The sequence below is a fragment of the Desulfobacter sp. genome, from assembly GCA_028768545.1.
Lineage (GTDB): Bacteria > Desulfobacterota > Desulfobacteria > Desulfobacterales > Desulfobacteraceae > Desulfobacter.
In genome coordinates this window covers 2000101-2019667 of record CP054838.1, presented here as the reverse complement: position 1 = coordinate 2019667, position 19567 = coordinate 2000101, and the positions used below count along the sequence as shown (strand labels likewise).

Genomic DNA, 19567 nt, shown 5'->3' with positions numbered 1-19567 from the left:
TCCCCTGAACTGACCCATGGAATACACCCTGGGTCAGTTTTTATTCAGAATTAAATAACACCGGAAATTTTCAATGAACTCTGACATTTTCGTTAAGATGATTGACATTACAAAGACCTTTGGGTCTGTCGTGGCCAATAAAGATGTCTCCTTTGAAGTTAAAAAGGGGGATATTTATGCGCTTTTAGGTGAAAACGGGGCCGGGAAATCAACGCTGATGAATATGCTGTCCGGGATTTACAGGCCTGATAAAGGCTCGATTCTTGTTAAGGGAAAACAGGTAGGTTTCAATTCTCCCAAAGATGCCATAAAAGCTAAAATAGGGATGATTCATCAGCATTTCAAACTGGTTGAAGTGATGACCGCAGCTGAAAATATCATTCTGGGCCAGGAGGTCCCATTTTTTCTAAATCGTAAAAAGCTTGGAAAAAAAATAAAACAGATCAGCGACCGGTTTGGATTGAATGTCGATCCCAACAAAAAGATCTACAATATGTCCGTGGGAGAGAAACAGAATGTTGAGATTTTAAAGGTTTTGTTCAGGGGAGCGGATATCCTGATTCTGGACGAACCCACGGCGGTTCTCACCCCCCAGGAGGTTGACAAGCTCTTTGATATTCTTCGAAAAATGAAAGAAGAAAACTGCGCCATTATTATCATCACCCATAAACTCAACGAGGTCATGTCCATAAGCGACTGGGTCTCTGTCATGCGAAAGGGAAAGAGTGTCGGCTCGGTAAGAACCAGGGATACCTCGCCCAAACATCTCACGGATTTAATGGTGGGCAAAGCCGTCAATCTGTCCATCGACCGGGTGGCAACAAGAGATAACAAAACCCTCATGGAAGTTGAGAATCTCTCTGTCCTTGATAAAGAAGGGGTACAAAAATTAAAAGAGATCTCCTTTACCCTTGCCTCAGGAGAGATCCTTGGGGTGGCCGGTGTTGCAGGCAGCGGGCAAAAGGAACTCTGCGAGGCCATTGTCGGGCTTGAGCACGATGTGTCCGGAAAAATTATCTATAAAAATGAAAATATCCTTGGCAGAACCTGCCGCCAGATCCTTAAAAAAGGGATCAGCATGAGTTTTATCCCCGAAGACCGCCTTGGCATGGGTCTTGTTTCTTCCATGGATATTATCAACAATACCATCTTAAGAGATTATTATAAGCAGAGCGGTTTTTTTCTCAACCGGAAACCTGCCGCCCAAAAGGCCGAATGCCTTGTTGAAAAGCTAAATATCTATACACCGGGCATCAAGCATCCAGTCAAGCTTCTTTCCGGTGGAAATATCCAGAAAGTACTCCTCGGACGAGAGATTGATTCAAACCCCACCATTCTGATCACTGCCTACCCCACCCGAGGCCTTGATATCGGCTCCTCCCATCTCATATATGATCTTATCAACGAACAAAAACAGATGGGCGTGGGTATTTTATATGTGGGTGAAGACTTGGATGTGCTCATGGAGTTATGTGACAGAATTATTGTATTGTGCCATGGAAAAATAACGGGAACGGTTAAGGCAGACACCGTCTCTAAAGAGGAGATCGGACTCATGATGGCCGGCAAATCTTACGATCAATCAATTGAATTTAAAGGGGCGGCCCATGATCAGAATGGTTAACAGGGGACATTGTTCCAAAAGAAAAGCGGTCTCAATACGAATCATTGCCGTGATTCTGGCCTTGCTGACATCCGCGCTCTTTATCCTGCTCATGGAGCACAACCCCATTGATGTCTATATTTCCATTGTCAAAGGGGCCTTTGGAACAAAATACAGAATGATTGAAACCATCACCAAATCAATTCCCTTGATCATTACCTCCCTTGGGATTGCCGTGGCCTTTAAAATGAAATTCTGGAATATCGGCGCCGAAGGCCAGATTATCATGGGCGCTTTTATGGCCAGTTGGGTAGCCTTAACCTTTCCGAACTTAAACAGGGGGCTGCTCTTGCCCATGATGTTTGTTGCAGGCTTTATCGGCGGAGGATTCTGGGCCTTGATCCCGGCCTTTTTCAGGGCCAGATTTAATACAAACGAAACCATATTTACCCTGATGATGAACTATATTGCCTTAAAATGGATTACCTATCTTCAGTACGGGCCCTGGAAAGACCCCAATGCCATGGGGTTTCCCAAAATTGCCAATTTCAGCGAAGCTGCGGTGCTTCCAAAACTCTGGGGCGTCCATACAGGCTGGGTCATTGCCCTGATCATGGCCGCACTGGTCTGGTACTTTATCAACCACACCAAACAAGGATATGAAATAAGTGTCATTGGCGAAAGTGAAAATACGGCAAGATACGCCGGCATGAATGTGGGCAAAATCATTTTGGTCACCATGATCATCAGCGGCGGCATCTGCGGTATGGCCGGGATGATTGAAGCCTCTGCCGTAAGCAGAACCCTTTCCGTTGAAATCTCAGGAGGGGTAGGGTACACGGCCATTATAACGGCCTGGCTTGCCGGATTATCCGCGCCCATCATCATCGGCGTCTCTTTTTTATTTGCCGCCATGGTCCAGGGAGGCTCTTTTATTCAGCTGGCCTATCAGATCCCCAATTCCGCCGCGGAAATTCTCCAGGGAATGATACTCTTCTTTGTTCTTGGGAGCGAATTTTTTATCCGATACCGGCTGATCGTTAATAAAAAAAGAAACACTCATACCGACAGACAAAACGGAAAAGACCTATGTTAACTCTTTTTTTAGCAGCAGCCGTTGTTGCAGGCACTCCGCTTTTATTTGCCATCCTAGGAGAGATCATTACGGAAAAATCAGGTAAGCTGAACCTGGGCGTTGAAGGCATGATGCTCATGGGTGCTGTGATCGGTTTTAAAGTAGGACTGGCAACGGCCAACCCCTATCTGTCCATTATTGCCGCCATGGTGTCAGGTGCCTTTGGGGCCTCAATCTTTGCCTTTCTGACCATCACCCTGAGGGCCAACCAGGTTGTGGCCGGATTATCCCTGACCATATTTGGAACCGGTTTTTCAAGCTTTCTGGGTCAGGGCCTCATGGGCGAAGTCATTTCAGATTCAATGAAAAAATTCTTTGTTGAAATTCATCTGCCCATTCTGGGCCAGATCCCGTTTATAGGAGAGATCTTTTTCAGGCAGGGAATCTTTGTTTATATTGGATATGTCCTGGCAATACTGACCGGGATCTACCTGTATAGAACAAGGGCCGGGCTCAACCTTTTGGCTGTGGGGGAAAATACCGCTGCGGCCGATGCCGCAGGCATCAGGGTCTCCTTATACCAGTACATCCACACCCTGGCAGGCGGTGCCTTTTGCGGACTGGGCGGGGCGTATCTCTCACTGGTTTATATCCCTTCATGGCAGGAAAATGTGTCTGCAGGAAGGGGCTGGATCGCGGTCGCCCTTGTGATCTTTTCCAAATGGAGCCCCTATCGGGCCATTTATGCTGCCTTTCTTTTCGGGGGGCTTGATATCATTGGTTTCAGGCTTCAAAAGTTTGATATTCATTTTTCCCAATATATCATTGATATGCTTCCCTATGTGTTTACCACCCTGGTTCTGATTCTGGTCTCAATAAGAGAATCAAAGGAGAACGCTCCTCCTGCGGAACTTGGAAACCCGTACTTCAGAGAAGAACGCTAACCGGGTACAAAAAATTATGCACAAAATCCAATGAACTCATTTAAACTCGGATTAAAGGCCTTTTCTCTATCCCGAATTCCTGGCAAAGGCGCAGTGAACAGACAAGAGCTGATCCCCCCCTATAAAAAAAGGATAAGTATTTGACATTTCGCGGGATATTATTGATAATCAACGGATGTATGCATCTGTAATTTATAAGGAGAAACATGGGCAAATCCAATATTCCATCCATTGATGCCATATCAAAAATTTTTCTGACCACGGCTCAAAACACCCTGGAGATGAGCACGGGCCAGACAATCACCTATTCGAAAACCATCCAGAAAATCCCCAAGGTCTCCATGAAACCGGATCTCACCTGTTTTGTTCAATTTGACGGGGACTATATCGGCCTTGTTATTTTAAATTTCACAGCAGAAGCAGCCTTTGAACTCTATAAAAAATACATGCTCACCATGGGCATGCCGGAAGATGAACTGGCAAGCTCCATTGCAGACCCAGAAGTTGCAGACACCATAGGAGAGATCACCAACCAGCTGTTAGGTCAGCTGATCAAAGATGTGGAAGAACAATTTAACCTCAATGCCGTGATTGGGCACCCCAAGGCCCTGACCCTGAATTCGGCCATTACCCTGGTCATTGATGCCTCCTATGCTGAAAACCGCAGACTCTCGCTTAAAATCGGCAATTACAGCTTCCGCATTGAAATTGCCATGGAGCATACTGAATTTGTAAATATTTAATTTCCCCTGGGGGAAGAAAGTTTGACCCGGTATATCCATGATCCATCTTAAACCCATGGCCTGTCTAAGCCTGGCCCTGATCTTTATATTCAGCCCCAGGGCCTTTGCCATTTCCATACCTGATGAACAAAAAATGGGAACCCAGTTCATGGAAATGATCGAAGAACAGGACCTGATCCTTCATGACCCTGTGGTGGTTAAAATGATCAACACCGTAGGCCGCCACATTGTTGATATCCTGCCTGCCCAGCCCTTTCACTTTGACTTTAACATGATCAATGACAATACCTTTAATGCCTTTGCAGGTCCTTCGGCCAATATTTTCATCCACCGGGGTCTGATCAATTCTCTGGATACCATGGACGAACTTGCCGGCATCATGGCCCATGAGGTGGCCCATGCTGCCAGCCGCCATGTATCCCAGTCCATTGACCGGTCCAAGATAGTGACCATCGGCAGCCTGGCAGGCATATTGGCCGGGGTGCTCATCGGCTCCTCCAGCAGCGGAGATGCCGGTTCGGCCCTGACCATCGGGGCCATGGCCGCCGGACAGTCTTCCATGCTCTCCTTTACCCGGGACAACGAGACCGAGGCAGATCAGAAAGCCGTTCTCTTCCTTGAAAAAACAGGATATTCCCCCCAGGGCCTGCTCTCTGCCCTCATTAAAATAAGGGAAGCCGATTACCAGGGGATTGAAGGAATTCCAGACTATTTTAAAACCCATCCGGGCACAGGCTCAAGGATTGCCCATCTTGCCGGTATTCTGGAAAACTATGTTCCGCCTGGAGACAAACCCAGTCCGCCGGACAACTATGATTTCCAGATGGTTAAATACAGGACTATCGGGCTTTACAGCGACCCCAAGGCCTATATTGACAAAATCAGGCTCAAACTTGAAAAAAATCCGGACAGCCCGGCCCTCAACTATGGCTTAGGCCTTCTCTACGGCAGGACCAACCGACTGGACCTGGGCATTAAATACCTGGACAAGGCCCTTTCCACCCAGATCTTTGATCCCATGATTCTTCTGGAACTGGGAAGGCTCCATATCCGGGCGGAACATTATTCAAAGGCCTTGTCCATTTTAGAGGGGGTGACCCATGACAAGATTATGGGGAATCTGGCTGTTTATTACCGATCTGTGGCCCAGATTAAAACAGGCCAGTTGGATGCGGCCCAAAAAGGGTTGACCCAAATTCTGAACCTGAAACAACCTGAATTTGCCCGGGCCAATTTTCACATGGCCAATATCATGTCCCAAAGGCAGCATTCCCCCATGTCTCACTACTACCTGGGGCTCTATTATACCGCCACAAAAGACTTTAAAAATGCAACCCGCCACCTGACTCGTGCCATTGAGACCTTAGACGATCCAAAGGTAAAACAAGAGGCCCAAGCCCGCCTTCAAGAAGTCAGGGGCAAAATAAAAAAAATGGCCCGGCAAAAATCATAGGCATGTTGCCCTATCTTTTGCCGGACCCTAAATTTTTTGGACCCAAATTTTAAAAAATCATAAAAAAATTTGTCGCCCTTTTTCCCAAGCCACAATCTATGCCGGTCTAACCCGCATATTTCACGAATCGATTTTGCTTTATAGCGATTCTCAAATTAAATTTCCGATTGGGTTCAAAAAATCAATAAAAATTGACTTTTTCGCATAATTCAAACGGAACAGATTTATGGGAACCGCTATAGCCGCAAGGCGTCAGGCCGTGAAGCCGTCAGGCCGTGAAGCCGTAGTGACTTTACTGCGGACGGTCTGCAACGCCGCAGATGAAGCAAAATCGGCTATACCTTATCAAAACTTTTAAACTGCATGGTAAAGGTGCCTCTTCCCTGGGTGGCAGACCTGAGGGCTGTGGAATAGCCGAACATTCTGGCCAGAGGAACCACCGCCTTAACAATCTGAATATTTGCCTTGGGATTGATGGACTCCACCTTTCCTCCCCTGGCATTTAAATCGGCAATGGCATCTCCCATATGATTATCCGGAACAAAGACTTCCACATCCATAATGGGTTCCAAAAGACCTATATTTGCTGATTTCAAGGCTTCCTTGCAGGCCATGGCGCCGCACACGGAAAATCCCAGCTCGGAACTTTTGCCCTCTTCACACCGGCCCGAAACCAGAACAATCCCCACATCCACCAGGGGATATCCTTTGAGGAACCCGCCTTCAAGACTTTCCCGAAACCCTTTTTCAATGGCTTGAATATACTGGGGCGGCACCTGATCATCGGTAACAAGGGATTTAAAACTCACCCCTTCTCCCCGGGCCAGGGGGGTGAGCTCAACACTAAGATTGGCGTAATGGGATTTGCCCTGAATATCCCGTTCAAAAACAGCCTGGCCCCTGGCAGGTGACGTGATAATCTCCCGGTAGACCACCTGGGGTTTGCCCACATTTACATTGGTGTTGAATTCCTTGACCATCCTGGAAGTGATAATTTCCAGATGAAGCTCGCCCATGCCGGACAAAATGGTCTGCCCGGTTTCCTCATCCTTTCTCACCCTGAGGGTGGGATCCTCGATCATGAATTTTTCCAGAACTGTATCCAGTTTTTCCTGGTCTGCATGGGTTTTAGGCTCTATGGCAATAGAGATGACCGGATCCTCGTATTCCATTTTTTCAAGAAACACAGGGTGATCCCGGTCACACAAGGTTTCCCCGGTGCCTGAATCTTTCAGCCCCACAATCCCGATAATATCACCGGCAGAGGCTTCGTTGAGCCGTTCACGCTTGTTGGCGTGCATCTTAAGAATCCTGGAAAGTTTTTCGTTCCGCTTGAGGGCCGGGTTGTAGACATCTTTGCCCGCCTCGATCCTGCCCGAATAAATTCTTGCAAAGGAAAGCTTGCGCCCCTCTATCATGGACACCTTGAAAATCAGGGCAGCCAAAGGCCCGTTTTTTTCCGGCAAAAACTGCATCACCTCTTCAGACTCGGGATGAATCCCTGTTACAGGCGGAATATCCTTGGGACTTGGCAGATAAAAATCAATGGCATCCAGCAGGGGCTGAACCCCTTTATTTTTAAGGGCAGAGCCGCAGAGCACCGGCACAATCGCCCTTTCAATGGTGGCACGCCGGATGGCAGCCTTTAGTTCAGGAACCAAGATATCTTCTTCACCCAGGTATTTTTCCATGATCTGGTCATCGGTTTCGGAAATGGCCTCAAGCAGTTTTTCTCTGTATTCCAGGGCAAGGTCTTCATAATTTTCATCAATGGGCCCGGCGGCATATTCTGCTCCCAGGGTCTCATCATCCCAGGCAATCTGCTGCATGTTGATCAGATCAATTACCCCTCTGAACCGATCTTCCGCCCCGATGGGCACCTGAAGCATCACGGGATTGGCCCCAAGTTTTTCTTTGATGGAATCACAGGCAAGAAAAAAATCAGCCCCGGTCCGGTCCATCTTGTTGATAAAGGCCATCCTGGGGACCTCGTACCGGTCGGCCTGGCGCCAGACCGTCTCGGACTGGGGCTCCACCCCGCCCACGGCGCAGAAGACACCAATGGCGCCGTCAAGCACCCGAAGGGCCCGTTCCACCTCAACGGTAAAATCCACATGGCCCGGGGTATCAATGATCTGAATCATGGCCCCTTTCCACTGGCAGGAGGTCACAGCCGAGGTTATGGTAATGCCCCGGTCCTGCTCATCCTGCATCCAGTCCATGGTGGCTTCGCCGTCATGGACCTCTCCTATTTTATGGGATTTACCCGTATAGTAGAGGATACGCTCGGTCACGGTTGTCTTGCCCGCATCAATATGGGCCATGATACCGATATTTCTAATCTTTGATATATTCTTTTGTTTGCTCATTTCATTGCAACTTATTTTACGATCAACATATTGGTTTTAAAAAAATTGTCCAGACTCAGATGCCCGCCAAGGCTGCCCTTGTCCGTTCCGTTTATCAGTATTTTTACCTGCTTGATCCGGGGTATGTTCACGGTCAGGGTATTGACCAGTGAATACACGCCTAAATATTCGGTTATGGTATCACTTGAAGGCAACTGGCCCTGGTCTATCCCGATGTCCACATAGGCCTCGTTTCGATCCTTAATAAACAGGGCATTGATCCTTGTGGCGTCCGGAAAAACCCGGCCCATGCCATCAGGCGGCCCTGCCATCAGGGCGGTGAGCACGGCCTTGCCCAGGGTGTGATCATCAAGTCCTGCCGGAAATGTTTTGGGCACAGCCTTTAAATGGGTCCTGCCTGAATCGGCAAAATAAAGAAAGGCATCAAACAAGGCCGGATTTTTTGAATCCAAAGTACCCGGGTCTGCCAAGGCAATTCCCAAACCAGCCTCTAAACTGAACATCCAGGCCGCCATCCCCAAAAAAAAGGCAAGTGAAATTTTAAATGCGGCTTTTGTTTTCATGGGGACAAAGGTCCTAATTCTTTAATTTAAAATGCTATTTGATACAGTATTGGACTTTTGCTGTCAAGAAAATAGCTTGCAAAACCCACCTGAGTTTAATAGAATCCATTGCTTAAACCAGGCATATGGCCCTAAAACATACTCAAGAAAAAATGCCGCTATTATACCCCGTGCCCATTGGGCCGGGAGTCAGGAAAGCAAGTATGATCCCGGGATTTGAAGCCATTGTTGAACAGAGAATAAAAAAAGCCGAAAAAGAAGGGGCCTTTGAGGGCCTTTCCGGCCGGGGACAACCCTTGGAATTTGATGATATCAATGTGCCCAAGGACCTGCGCATGGCCCATAAAATCCTGAAAAATTCAGGTTTTCTACCTCCGGAAATCGAACTCAAAAAAAAAATTTCCCATACCCGGGACCTTTTAAGTACGCTCTGTGATGATTCAGAAGAAAAGACAGCACTTGGCAAAAAGCTCAACTTCATGCTGGCCAAGCTTGACAGTATCCGGAGCACAGGCCATACCGCTTTCCTGGCAAGAGACCAATATCAAAATAAACTAGCAAAAAAAATATCATGACTATTCGAAAAAAAGACAAAGAAGGACTGTTTAAAAATATATTTGTCGCCTATTTTATCCTGCTGCTCCACGTATTTCTCCTGGCAGGGGTGGGGCTCACCGTTGTGCTGTTCAAAGGGGTCTACCACTACCTGCCCTGGATCATGGCAGGTATCGGCATCCTTGTACTCTCCATTGCCTGGTTCATCTACCGCAGGATGAGGGCAACCTCGTCCAGTCTCAGTGAAATTCTCGGGGCCCCTGAATTTGCGGACCGTGCCCTGGAGGTCAGACTTTTAGGCGGCCTTGCATCCTTTAAAATAAAGGCCAAGGAAACCCCGGCCCTGATGATGGCACCCGACAATTCCCAGGGCGAGCCCAATGTCCGCCTCATTGAAAGCACTATGACCCGGACGGAACAAAAAATGATCGAGCTTAACACCCTTTATGAAAAAAACCTCATCTCCCAAGATGAGTTTGAATCCGCGCGGCAGAATATTATTCAAGGATAAAATTCTGGCCGCTTAAGCCAAAAGGAGAGGCAAATGAAAAAAATCAAGCTGGCCCTGTTGGCCGGAGGCGTATCAACGGAACGGGAAGTGTCGCTGAACAGCGGCGACCAGGTATTTGAGGCCTTGGACAAGGAGAAGTATGAGATTCTCCGATATGATCCAAAGCTTAATTTGCAACAACTGGTCATGGACGCTCCGGATATTGATGCGGCCCTGATCATCCTCCACGGCCCTTTCGGGGAAGACGGCACGGTCCAGGGGCTTCTGGATCTTTTAGACATCCCCTACCAGGGCGCAGGGGTATTAGGCTCTGCTGTGGCCATGAACAAGTTGACGGCAAAGCAGCTCTATGACGGGTGTAAAATCCCCACCCCGGGATACCTGGCCTTTAATGCCAATGAAAAAATCTCGATTCCTCAAGTGATCGACAGTTTAGGGCTGCCCATCGTGGTCAAACCGGCCTGTGCCGGTTCCAGCGTGGGCATGACCATTGTCAGGGAGGCGGACATGTTGGGTCCTGCCATAGCCAAAGGGTTTACCCATGACGACACCCTGATTCTGGAACGCTATATCCAGGGCGTTGAACTGACCTGCGGGGTTCTGGGCAATGAGGACCTTGAGGCCCTGCCCGTGATAGAAATCATTCCCGGGGACAACCATGACTTTTTTGATTACCAGGCCAAATACGAGGCAGGGGAGACCGAAGAAATCTGCCCGGCACGAATAGATGAAGAGACCACCCGCAGGGTTCAGGACCTTGCCATTAAGGCGCACAAGGCCTTATTTCTCAAGGGGTATTCCCGTACGGACATGCTGTTGAGACAAGGCGAACTTTTTGTCCTTGAAACCAATACCATTCCGGGCATGACTGCCACCAGTCTCTTTCCCCAGTCTGCCAATGTGGGGGGATACAGTTTTTCAGCCCTGCTGGACAGGCTTGTCGAACTGGCCATTGAAGAAAATAAACGGACTAACCTAAGGAGAGCAAAATGAAGATCCTTGTTGTAGGCAGCGGCGGCCGGGAACATACCCTGGTATGGAAAATTTCTCAAAGTCCCATGGTGGACAAAATTTATTGTGCCCCGGGCAATGCCGGCACCCAGACCCTGGCTGAAAATGTGGACATCAATGCCGAAGATATAGAGCGCCTTGCCGCCTTTGCCAAAGACAATGAGATTGATCTCACAGTTGTCGGGCCCGAAGGCCCTCTTGTCGCAGGAATTGTGGATGTATTCAAAGAAAAGGGCCTGGGGGTTTTCGGCCCGTCCAAGGCCGGGGCAAAACTTGAAGGCTCAAAGGTCTTTTCCAAAAACCATATGCTCAAATACGGTATTCCCTGTGCCATGGGCAAGGCCTTTACCGACCCTGACAAGGCCAAGACCTATGCCAATGCCTTGGGAGCACCCTGCGTGGTCAAGGCAGACGGGCTTGCCGCAGGCAAGGGCGTTATTGTCTGCACCTCTGTTGAACAGGCCCATGAGGCCATTGACGGAATGCTCCAGGAAAACAGCTTTGGAGATGCCGGCGCCATTGTTGTGGTGGAAGAATGCCTTCGGGGTGAAGAGGCCTCTTTTATCTGCCTGACCGATGGAAAAACCGTGCTGCCCCTGCCGGAATCCCAGGATCACAAACGGATTTTCGACAATGACAAAGGCCCGAACACCGGCGGCATGGGCGCATACTCCCCTGCCCCGGTTCTGGACCATTATCTTCGCACCAAGGCCATGAACGAGGTCATGATCCCGGCGGTTCAGGGCATGGCCAAAGAGGGGACGCCCTTTACCGGGGTTCTCTATGCAGGCCTTATGGTGGAAAAAGACCAGATCAAGGTATTGGAATTTAACACCCGCCTTGGAGATCCTGAAACCCAGCCCATTCTCATGCGCCTTGAAAACGATCTGGTCCCCCTGATGGAAGCCTGCGGCAACGGCACCCTGCACAACCATACAACCCGGATCGATCCCAGGGCAGCCATGTGCGTGGTCATTTCCTCGGGCGGTTACCCAGGAGACTATGACATTGGCCATGAAATCACAGGGCTTGATGAGGCCAACAAGGTCAAAGATACCGTTGTTTTCCACGCCGGAACCGCCATGGACAAGGATCAAGTGGTTTCAGCCGGAGGCAGGGTTTTAGGTGTCACCTCCCTTGGCACCACGGTTGAAGAGGCCATTAACACGGCCTATGAGGCCTGCGGGAAAATTGCCTTTAAAGATCATTTCCTGAGAAAAGATATCGGTGCAAAAGCCCTGAAGCGCATGGCCATTCCCCCCCAGGTCGGAGTGATCATGGGATCGGATTCCGACTTTCCTGTCATGGAAAAGGCCTTGGTCATGCTCAAACGATTTGATATCCCCTATTACGTGACCGTGGCATCTGCCCACAGGACCCCGGAACAGGCATCCCAACTGGCCATTGAGGCCCGTGAAAAAGGCATCAAAGTCATCATCTGCGGGGCAGGACATGCCGCCCATCTGGCCGGGGTCATTGCCGCCCACACCACCCTGCCCGTGCTCGGGGTGCCCATTGACTCCTCGGCGCTCCAGGGAATGGATGCCCTGCTGGCAACGGTTCAAATGCCGCCGGGCATTCCAGTGTCCACCATGGCCATAGGCAAATCCGGGGCCCATAACGCAGGCATCACCGCAGCCCAGATCATCGGGGTATCAGACCCTGTGGTCGCTGAAAAACTTGATGCCTTTAAAAAAGAGATGGCCGCAAAAGTGGTTAAAAAGGCCCAGTCCTTTGCCTGATCTTTATGTCTGAACAGCCCCAGCCCTTAAATATCCTCCGGGTGAACATCCTTTGCCCGGAGGATTCTGTTATACAAAAGGCCAAAAACCGCCTTGTTCAACACGGAGTGGTGATTTTTCCGGCCCATTGCCTTTACGGGGTGGCGGCCAATGCCCTGGATCCCAGGGCCGTGGAACGGGTCTTCCTGCTCAAACAGCGTCCCAAGAACAATCCCCTCCTGGTATTGGTCAAAGACCTGGACAGCATAAGCCCAATGGTAAAATCCATCCCGGATCCGGCCAAACGACTCATGGAAAATTTCTGGCCGGGCAGGCTCACCATTGTTTTTGAGGCGGCAGACCATATTTGCCCTCTTCTCACCGCCCAGACCGGGAAAATCGGCATCCGCCTGCCAGGCCATCCCGTGGCCCGGGCCCTGGTGGAAGCGGTTGATTTTCCTGTCACCGGCACCAGTGCAAACCTGTCAGGAGAGCCTGGGTGCACCCAGACCTGCGCCCTTGACCCTTCCATTATAACCAACGCCGACCTGATCCTGGATGCCGGAAGACTTCAGGGCGGTGCAGGCTCCACCATTGTCGATGTCAGCGCCGGCCCGGTTAAAATTCTCCGCCATGGGAGTATCCCTGCCCGACAGATCCTTGCCTGCCTTGGCTGATACCAATCCGTTGATCTCTCATAGGATCGTAACCCCCCTAAAAATAAATTTTATGATTCCATGCCTTTGCAGGTCAGAAATTATATTGACAAACCCTGTGTTTTCCATTAAAAAGAATGTCCCATGCCGGAGTGGCGGAATTGGTAGACGCAGGGGATTCAAAATCCCCCGGGTGTATGCTCTTGCGAGTTCAAGTCTCGCCTCCGGTACCAAGAATATTCAAGGCTTTCAGCGATTTCGGTGAAAGCCTTTTTTATTTTCTAAAAGCACCCAGCACGCAAATAGCATGCAGAATATTTTTTTTGATTATCTCTTCAAATCTCATGTTTCGATAACGGATTGCTCCAGGCAGCTGTTTCTACAATAGAGCCAACGTTTTGGTGGCCTGGATCCGCCCCCCCCCCCCAAAAAAAAGGCCTGGGACCAGATCTGTGCCCATGTTGAAAAAAGCGACGCATAGCTATCGTCCGGCGTGTGGAAAAAGCTTACCTGATACAACCAGGCTGCGATAAGAAACCCCACGACGATGTTCCGGTCACGCCCTCCTGACGGTTGATTGGCGGAGACTGGCCGTGGGGCCGAAATGGGCTGGTTAGCAGTCAGTAGTGGTACCAACATTTTAAATCGCATAAGAAAACATAGGCGCTTATTAGAGGCATCAAACCACCAAACTGTTACAACATTTGAAGCGCGTCACTCCAGCCGAAAAAACTCGTTTAGTATTGATTTGGCAAATATATTATTTGCAATTTATTAAGTATATCAATTTTACATTCATCGACCCCGATACTACAAGTAATCGATTATTTTTTCGATATGACTATTAATTTTGTTTTGACTCAGTGATGTCCGGTTAGGTTTTTGCTTGCTCAATAATTTTTTGATCTTTGACAATATTGTCCCTGTTTGAACTATGAGAGCCCTGCTCCTCGCAGCCAAACAGGTCATTTAGAATGGCGGTTCGCAGCTGCCGAACTCTTTTGATCGTGACCTTTTCATTAAACTGTTTTTGGCAATGGATTGCCAGTAACAGGTAAGTGATAAGGCCGCCAAGAATCTGAACCATAAGGCCGTATTCACTGCGGGCAATGAGATGATATACCTTCAGATGTTCTTTCCACCATTTGAAAAAATCCTCAATGGTCCACCGGAGTTTATAAATTGTTGCTATTTGTTCCGCTGTTAAATCATGCCTGTCAGTTGCCACATAGTATTTGACGCCAGCAATTTTATAGCCAACAACCCGAACAGGCCTTTTCGTCTGGTTTTGATTCGGAGTACCAAGTTTAACCAGTGCATCATAAAAAATGTAGCTGTCGGAAGGGGTCTCGTGGTTATCAATAATTGTTCTTGTTGTCCTGGTTTTTATACGGCAGACAAAATGTTTGCCTTGCTCCTGAAGCAGGTCAAATTCTTTATGGGATTGATATCCACGATCCATAACACCTGTTTGCCCCTTGGAAAGTATTTTGGGAACAAAAGTGCGTTCAGCGCCGTTGCCTTCAGTCAAAAAGATTTTGTTTGGGATTCCGTGATTAATGTCAAATCCGCAATGTACTTTGGCTTTTTTACTTCCTTTTCTGTAGTTCGCCCAGTGCATTGAAAGGACTGCATTTATGAGACTACCGTCAATGGAAACCAACTCTCCTAACTCGGCGTGTTCACCCGGATGACACTCAAGAGCCTGTTTATAAAGATCCTCAAAGATAAATTGCAGTTGTTCGAGTCCCCTGTGATTGATGGCTTCACAGAAACTACTACGGCTGATACCACCGTCTGGCGCAATATTTTCTTTAGCAAAAACATTCTCCTTGAGATCCTGAATTAAATGTCGGGCAGACTTGTGCTCCTGAAGATGGAAATAAACCAAAGCATTTATCTGGTCTTCGAATGTCATTTTTAAAGGGCGGTCTCCTCGAGATTGTAATTCCGGTGCTTTTGAAAGTGACTTTATCAGAGGGCACCTGAAATTGTCAAAGTTCAGGGACCGTAGTTGTTTTTTAGGGACTGAGATGTGCGTCATTTGAGCTCCTTGAGTTAAATTTTCAAGGCGCACAAAAATTTTTAGCACATTTGTCAACACAAAACAGACTGTTTTTTCAATGATTTTAGATGCTTTTTATATGCAACAACCTAACCGGACACTACTGGTTTTGACTAAAAAAAAAGGAAAAAGATGAAAAATTTACTTATAGTGATTGGAGTTGCTATTGTTCTATTTACAAGCACGGCAGAAGCAAAAAAGGTTACTCTTTCTGTTCTGCATGAAAAAGCCTTTGTGTTCAAGGATGTTCACGATCAAATTGCCAATGAATTCATGCAAAAACATCCTGATGTGGAAATTAAGTTCCTGGCACCGGCTAAAGCTTATGAGGAATGCGTTCAAATTGTTCTACGTGGAGCCATTACGGATTCTATGCCAGATGTGTCTTACCAGGGGCACAACCGATTCGTACCCTTGTAGACCGTGATATAGTGGTACCGTTAGACAGGTTTATCCAAGGTGAAAAGGATTAGGAAGTCCAGGGGTACAGCCCGAGTATCCTCTCTCTTGGACGACATAATGATAAACAATATGGTCTTGCCTTTGCCGTATCGACACCTATCATGTACGCTAATGCAGATCTCGTAAGACAAGCCGGGGCCGATCCGGACAACTTGCCAAAGACATGGGACGGGGTCATCAAACTTGCCAGAAAAATTGACGCCTTGGGTGATAATGTTTACGGGATGTACTTTGATTGGAGCATCACCGGAAACTGGTTGTGGCAGGCCCTTGTTTCTTCTAACGGTGGCACAATGCTGACAAAGGATGAGAAAACGGTTGCTTTTGATGGCAAGGCCGGTGTCAAGGCAATCAACCTGCTGAATGACATGGTCACAAAGACCAATATGCCCAATATTAGGGAATGTTCAGAATTCTGTGTCACGGTTTCGGTTCCCGGATCTGCCTCAGCGCCAGCGGAAGTAAAAGTCAGGTCCGAGAATGGGCCTTCAATCAGCCACGTCGGAGGAGTTGACTTTTGCTGGAGTGGAGTTCCTGGAACCATCTTTTCCATCTGTAAATAAATCCCTATCAAATTCCCAGCTCTTTATCCAGCCGGCCTTCAAAGAAAATTGCCAACTGGGAAATTGTCAGTGACCAATTTTGAATCGGCATTGTCCATTTTTTACTGGCGTTCTGGATCCCCATGTAAAGCAGCTTTAACAGGCTGTCCTGGTTCGGGAATGATCCCTTTGTTTTGGTCAGTTTTCGAAACTGTCGATGCACAGCCTCAATGGTATTTGTGGTGTATATTATCCGTCGAATCTCTTCTGGATATTTAAAGAAATGACTGAGGCGTTCCCAGTTGTTCCGCCAGGATTTTATCACAATCGGGTATTTGTCATTCCATTTATTTTCCAAGATATCCAGTTCTTCTTCGGCCAGATCCTTATTGACCGCTTTATAAACACGTTTTAGATCTGCCATAAATTCCTTTTTATTTTTGGAACCAACGTATTTCAATGAATTTCGGATCTGGTGGACTACGCAGAGTTGAACTTCTGTGTCCGGGAATATGGTCTCAATGGCCTCGGGAAAACCTTTTAGACCATCAACACAGGCAATCAGGATATCTTTTACCCCTCGGTTTGAAAGGTCTGTTAACACCTGCAGCCAGAAGTTCGCACCCTCATTCTCGGATATGTACAGCCCAAGAACCTCTTTGCGGCCCTCGATATTCACCCCAAGAATTGTGTAAACGGCTTTGCTGGCGACCTTTCCGTTTTCTCGTACTTTATAATGTATGGCATCAAGCCATATGATTGGGTACACATTTTCCAACGGCCTGGCCTGCCATTCTTTGACGGTATAGATGATTTTATCGGTAATGGTGCTCAGAGTGGCATTTGAAATCTCAAGTCCATAGATTTCCTGTAAATGGGAAGCCATATCATTATAACTCATGCCCAGGCCGTAAAGGGCTATTATCTTTCTTTCAATTTCATCGCTGAGCGTTGTCTGATGTTTTTTGACGATCTGTGGAGAGAAGGTTCCGGCCCTGTCACGCGGGGTTTCCAGCTCAAATTTACCATCCAGGGATTTAATGGTCTTTTTGCTTTTTCCATTACGGCGGTTGGCAGAAACTTCCTGCCCGAGATGGGACTCCAACTCTCCTTCAAGAGCAGCTTCAGCAAGATTTTTGATTAATGATGTAAGGACGCCGCCCTTACCTGTGAAGGGTTTACCTTCCTGGATGCCTTTAAGGGCTTTTTGAAAATCAAATTCGGTGTTTTCTTCGGTCATGTCAGTTCTCCTTATTTAGCTGAGTATATCAGCTTTCATTCAACTGACACAGAATTTTGAACGCCCTCCCGCCAATCGGCCTTTTCATACAGGGCAAAAAATTTGGCATGGCCTGCCATCCAGGTGCTGGCCTTTAACATGGCCTGGGTCAGATCGTAGGACAGATCAGGGGTAAACAAAATAGAACAGGCCGCAAGCCTGGGCGGCAATGCCAGGATCATTTGAGAGGCGTCTATCCTGCACTTGGGCGCCTGGTCATGACGCCCCACAATGACGCCAACCCCATTGTCCAGGCGTTGAATTTCGCAGACCGGATGGTTAAGTTGAATCACCTGTTCTGGAATCTGTGCACAAAGTCCTTTCACAAGAGAAATCATCCCCTGGCTGAGCCGCCATCCGGGCGGCTCCATTGGATATCCGTCAACGGTCTGGGCATAACCGTCCTTGGTCTGAAACCGGGCCTGGCCAATGTCAAACTGGGGATACCCTTTCAGACCCAGGGTCTTTATCAAAGAATTTATCCTGGGGTTGATCGCGGGCCAATACCAGGAAGGTCCAAGATCAGCAAAAAAACCCTGGTGCTCCGGGCTTAAAATTCTGCCCCCCAAACGGGACCGGGCTTCAAGCAGGGTTAAAGATTTTTTCTTTGCCGCCAGCAGATAGGCCGCATAAACCCCGCTGAGGCCGCCCCCAATGATGATGGTATCCACTTTTTGGGTATGCATATTTATTTTAAACCCTTATTTTTTATAATAATCAAATCTACGCTCCTTTTCACAAGCGTTATGCGCCTGTGAAATTAAAAAATCAATATATTTCACCTGAAAACACCAACTCGTTTCCGGGCAAGGCGGGTACCTGCCTTTGTGCATCGCAAATACCGGACAATAAAAGGGGCCATCCCACAGGCTGTCCATATAAAAACGGCCCATCATCAGGGTATAAAAAACAAGGATATATGGCAGTCTCGGCTCTGATATGATATGATATGCTCTAAAAGTACATCTAACCTTAAGGAAAACCCATGTCAGAAATAACAGGCCCTTGGAAACTTGCAAAAAAAAACCTGAACAAAAATCAGCAACGATCCTCATCCAGACAGTCCCATCCCTTTCTGGCCCAGGATCCCGAAGCTGTGGTCGGTCAGTTCCACAACCTTGCCGTGGAAAATTTCTCCGATTACGGGGTCTATTTAAGTTTTGGCCGGGACCGGGTGCTTTTGCCCAACAAGTACGTACCTGAAAACATTGGTGTGGGTGAAAAAGTCCATGTCTTTGTCCACACCGATTCAGAAGACCGGCCCGTGGCCACCACCCTGAAACCTGCCGGGGTCGTCGGGGATATTGTTGGCCTCAAAGTAAAGGATACGGCTGCATTCGGCATTTTTATGGACTGGGGGCTGGAAAAGGACCTGTTGATTCCCCGGAACCAGCAGCAGGACCGGATGGAGCCTGGAGAAACCCATTTGGTCAAAATCTGTCTGGACAAATCCTCCCACAGGGTCTACGGATCCACCCTCATGACCCAGCTGTGCCCCAATGATCCCCCAGAATTTGCCGGGGGAGAGGCCGTGGATCTGATCATCCACAGTATCAGCCCCATGGGGTATACCGCCCTTATCAACCAGGCCTGCCAGGGCATGCTTTATAAGGACCAAACCTTTGAAGACCTGTCCATCGGGGATCGTTGCCAGGGATATATCCTGAGGATCCGGCAAGACCGCAAGCTGGACCTGACCTTAAAACAGCCGGGATATGCCTCGGTAAAAACCTCGGCCCAGAAAATTCTTGCGGTGTTAGAGGCCAACAACGGATTCAGCCCCTGCCATGACAAAAGCAGCCCCGACGATATTCAGGCCGCATTTTCCATGAGCAAAAAAGAATTCAAACGGGCCGTGGGCAGCCTCTACAAGCAAGGAAGCATTACCCTGAACAAACAAGAGGGAATCCGCATAAAATAAAACAAATTGCCAGGAGTGATTCGACAAAAAAAGCAGCTCACCTTTACCCGGTAAAAAAAAGCAGATCTTCCAAGATCATCCCGCCTGAAAACCG

At 48.2% G+C, this 19567-nt stretch carries 18 protein-coding genes and 1 tRNA gene; 14 read left to right on the top strand and 5 right to left on the bottom strand.

The features are described 5' to 3' along the window. Positions 1-73 precede the first annotated feature (73 nt). The 5 genes from HUN05_09695 to HUN05_09675 all read left to right on the top strand — a co-directional run bounded on the left by HUN05_09695 (position 74) and on the right by HUN05_09675 (position 5818). Complete coding sequence (locus HUN05_09695) at positions 74-1624, top strand: ABC transporter ATP-binding protein (GenBank protein ID WDP85370.1); 1551 nt, start codon at positions 74-76, stop codon at positions 1622-1624. After that, positions 1608-2699, top strand: a complete 1092-nt coding sequence (locus tag HUN05_09690) for an ABC transporter permease (GenBank protein WDP85369.1) — start codon at positions 1608-1610, stop codon at positions 2697-2699. Before HUN05_09695 ends, HUN05_09690 begins: the two co-directional genes overlap by 17 nt. Continuing rightward, a complete protein-coding gene (locus HUN05_09685; protein WDP85368.1) occupies positions 2693-3622 on the top strand; it encodes an ABC transporter permease in 930 nt (309 codons plus the stop codon). Before HUN05_09690 ends, HUN05_09685 begins: the two co-directional genes overlap by 7 nt. Positions 3623-3828: 206 nt before the next feature. Next, positions 3829-4365: a DUF3334 family protein gene (locus HUN05_09680; GenBank protein ID WDP85367.1), complete on the top strand. Its 537-nt coding sequence runs from the start codon at positions 3829-3831 to the stop codon at positions 4363-4365. A 37-nt stretch (positions 4366-4402) separates the two neighbouring features. Further along, on the top strand, positions 4403-5818 hold the full coding sequence (locus tag HUN05_09675; GenBank protein WDP85366.1) for a M48 family metalloprotease: 1416 nt from the start codon (positions 4403-4405) through the stop codon (positions 5816-5818). 335 nt (positions 5819-6153) lie between these two features. Here the strand turns inward: HUN05_09675 and fusA are convergent, their stop codons facing one another. Together fusA and HUN05_09665 are read right to left on the bottom strand one after the other, a co-directional pair. Further along, complete coding sequence (gene fusA / locus HUN05_09670; GenBank protein WDP85365.1) at positions 6154-8187, bottom strand: elongation factor G; 2034 nt, start codon at positions 8185-8187, stop codon at positions 6154-6156. 11 nt (positions 8188-8198) lie between these two features. Beyond that, on the bottom strand, positions 8199-8750 hold the full coding sequence (locus tag HUN05_09665; protein WDP85364.1) for a GerMN domain-containing protein: 552 nt from the start codon (positions 8748-8750) through the stop codon (positions 8199-8201). A gap of 203 nt (positions 8751-8953) precedes the next feature. Between HUN05_09665 and HUN05_09660 the strand changes: the two genes are divergently transcribed. The 6 genes from HUN05_09660 (at position 8954) to HUN05_09635 (ending at position 13437) form a co-directional block, all read left to right on the top strand. Then, positions 8954-9325 carry a DUF1992 domain-containing protein gene (locus HUN05_09660; protein WDP85363.1) on the top strand — a complete coding sequence of 124 codons (372 nt, stop codon included), beginning with the start codon at positions 8954-8956 and terminating at the stop codon, positions 9323-9325. Further along, positions 9322-9816, top strand: coding sequence for an SHOCT domain-containing protein (locus HUN05_09655; protein ID WDP85362.1), 495 nt, complete (start codon positions 9322-9324; stop codon positions 9814-9816). The genes HUN05_09660 and HUN05_09655 overlap by 4 nt, the downstream gene beginning before the upstream one ends. A 33-nt stretch (positions 9817-9849) precedes the next feature. Then, positions 9850-10809, top strand: a complete 960-nt coding sequence (locus HUN05_09650; GenBank protein WDP85361.1) for a D-alanine--D-alanine ligase — start codon at positions 9850-9852, stop codon at positions 10807-10809. After that, positions 10806-12569, top strand: coding sequence for a phosphoribosylamine--glycine ligase (gene purD, locus HUN05_09645; GenBank protein ID WDP85360.1), 1764 nt, complete (start codon positions 10806-10808; stop codon positions 12567-12569). The genes HUN05_09650 and purD overlap by 4 nt, the downstream gene beginning before the upstream one ends. Positions 12570-12574: 5 nt before the next feature. Beyond that, positions 12575-13225: a threonylcarbamoyl-AMP synthase gene (locus HUN05_09640; GenBank protein ID WDP85359.1), complete on the top strand. Its 651-nt coding sequence runs from the start codon at positions 12575-12577 to the stop codon at positions 13223-13225. Between the two features lie 125 nt (positions 13226-13350). Continuing rightward, positions 13351-13437, top strand: a tRNA-Leu gene (locus HUN05_09635). 641 nt (positions 13438-14078) lie between these two features. Here the strand turns inward: HUN05_09635 and HUN05_09630 are convergent. Continuing rightward, entirely contained in the window at positions 14079-15248 is a 1170-nt protein-coding gene (locus HUN05_09630; protein WDP88008.1) for an IS4 family transposase, read from the bottom strand. 153 nt (positions 15249-15401) lie between these two features. Between HUN05_09630 and HUN05_09625 the strand changes: the two genes are divergently transcribed. Further along, entirely contained in the window at positions 15402-15689 is a 288-nt protein-coding gene (locus HUN05_09625; GenBank protein WDP85358.1) for a hypothetical protein, read from the top strand. Positions 15690-15766: 77 nt separating this feature from the next. Beyond that, positions 15767-16294: an extracellular solute-binding protein gene (locus HUN05_09620; GenBank protein WDP88007.1), complete on the top strand. Its 528-nt coding sequence runs from the start codon at positions 15767-15769 to the stop codon at positions 16292-16294. Positions 16295-16301: 7 nt separating this feature from the next. Here the strand turns inward: HUN05_09620 and HUN05_09615 are convergent, their stop codons facing one another. Together HUN05_09615 and HUN05_09610 are read right to left on the bottom strand one after the other, a co-directional pair. Continuing rightward, the gene (locus HUN05_09615) at positions 16302-17513 is read right to left on the bottom strand and encodes an IS256 family transposase (protein ID WDP85357.1); all 1212 of its coding nucleotides are present in this window, start codon (positions 17511-17513) and stop codon (positions 16302-16304) included. Positions 17514-17548: 35 nt separating this feature from the next. After that, a complete protein-coding gene (locus tag HUN05_09610) occupies positions 17549-18238 on the bottom strand; it encodes an FAD-dependent oxidoreductase (GenBank protein ID WDP85356.1) in 690 nt (229 codons plus the stop codon). A 299-nt stretch (positions 18239-18537) separates the two neighbouring features. Between HUN05_09610 and HUN05_09605 the strand changes: the two genes are divergently transcribed. Beyond that, positions 18538-19473 carry a hypothetical protein gene (locus HUN05_09605; GenBank protein ID WDP85355.1) on the top strand — a complete coding sequence of 312 codons (936 nt, stop codon included), beginning with the start codon at positions 18538-18540 and terminating at the stop codon, positions 19471-19473. The last annotated feature ends 94 nt before the right edge of the window (positions 19474-19567 follow it).

Excerpts from the sequence above, each read along its gene's own strand:
- HUN05_09640 (WDP85359.1), top strand. The coding sequence starts at position 12,575 with ATGTCTGAACAGCCCCAGCCCTTAAATATCCTCCGGGTGAACATCCTT.
- HUN05_09665 (WDP85364.1), bottom strand. The coding sequence starts at position 8,750 with ATGAAAACAAAAGCCGCATTTAAAATTTCACTTGCCTTTTTTTTGGGG.
- HUN05_09685 (WDP85368.1), top strand. The coding sequence starts at position 2,693 with ATGTTAACTCTTTTTTTAGCAGCAGCCGTTGTTGCAGGCACTCCGCTT.
- HUN05_09625 (WDP85358.1), top strand. The coding sequence starts at position 15,402 with ATGAAAAATTTACTTATAGTGATTGGAGTTGCTATTGTTCTATTTACA.
- HUN05_09660 (WDP85363.1), top strand. The coding sequence starts at position 8,954 with ATGATCCCGGGATTTGAAGCCATTGTTGAACAGAGAATAAAAAAAGCC.
- HUN05_09675 (WDP85366.1), top strand. The coding sequence starts at position 4,403 with ATGATCCATCTTAAACCCATGGCCTGTCTAAGCCTGGCCCTGATCTTT.
- HUN05_09695 (WDP85370.1), top strand. The coding sequence starts at position 74 with ATGAACTCTGACATTTTCGTTAAGATGATTGACATTACAAAGACCTTT.
- purD (WDP85360.1), top strand. The coding sequence starts at position 10,806 with ATGAAGATCCTTGTTGTAGGCAGCGGCGGCCGGGAACATACCCTGGTA.
- HUN05_09630 (WDP88008.1), bottom strand. The coding sequence starts at position 15,248 with ATGACGCACATCTCAGTCCCTAAAAAACAACTACGGTCCCTGAACTTT.
- HUN05_09650 (WDP85361.1), top strand. The coding sequence starts at position 9,850 with ATGAAAAAAATCAAGCTGGCCCTGTTGGCCGGAGGCGTATCAACGGAA.
- fusA (WDP85365.1), bottom strand. The coding sequence starts at position 8,187 with ATGAGCAAACAAAAGAATATATCAAAGATTAGAAATATCGGTATCATG.
- HUN05_09610 (WDP85356.1), bottom strand. The coding sequence starts at position 18,238 with ATGCATACCCAAAAAGTGGATACCATCATCATTGGGGGCGGCCTCAGC.
- HUN05_09605 (WDP85355.1), top strand. The coding sequence starts at position 18,538 with ATGTCAGAAATAACAGGCCCTTGGAAACTTGCAAAAAAAAACCTGAAC.
- HUN05_09615 (WDP85357.1), bottom strand. The coding sequence starts at position 17,513 with ATGACCGAAGAAAACACCGAATTTGATTTTCAAAAAGCCCTTAAAGGC.
- HUN05_09655 (WDP85362.1), top strand. The coding sequence starts at position 9,322 with ATGACTATTCGAAAAAAAGACAAAGAAGGACTGTTTAAAAATATATTT.
- HUN05_09690 (WDP85369.1), top strand. The coding sequence starts at position 1,608 with ATGATCAGAATGGTTAACAGGGGACATTGTTCCAAAAGAAAAGCGGTC.
- HUN05_09680 (WDP85367.1), top strand. The coding sequence starts at position 3,829 with ATGGGCAAATCCAATATTCCATCCATTGATGCCATATCAAAAATTTTT.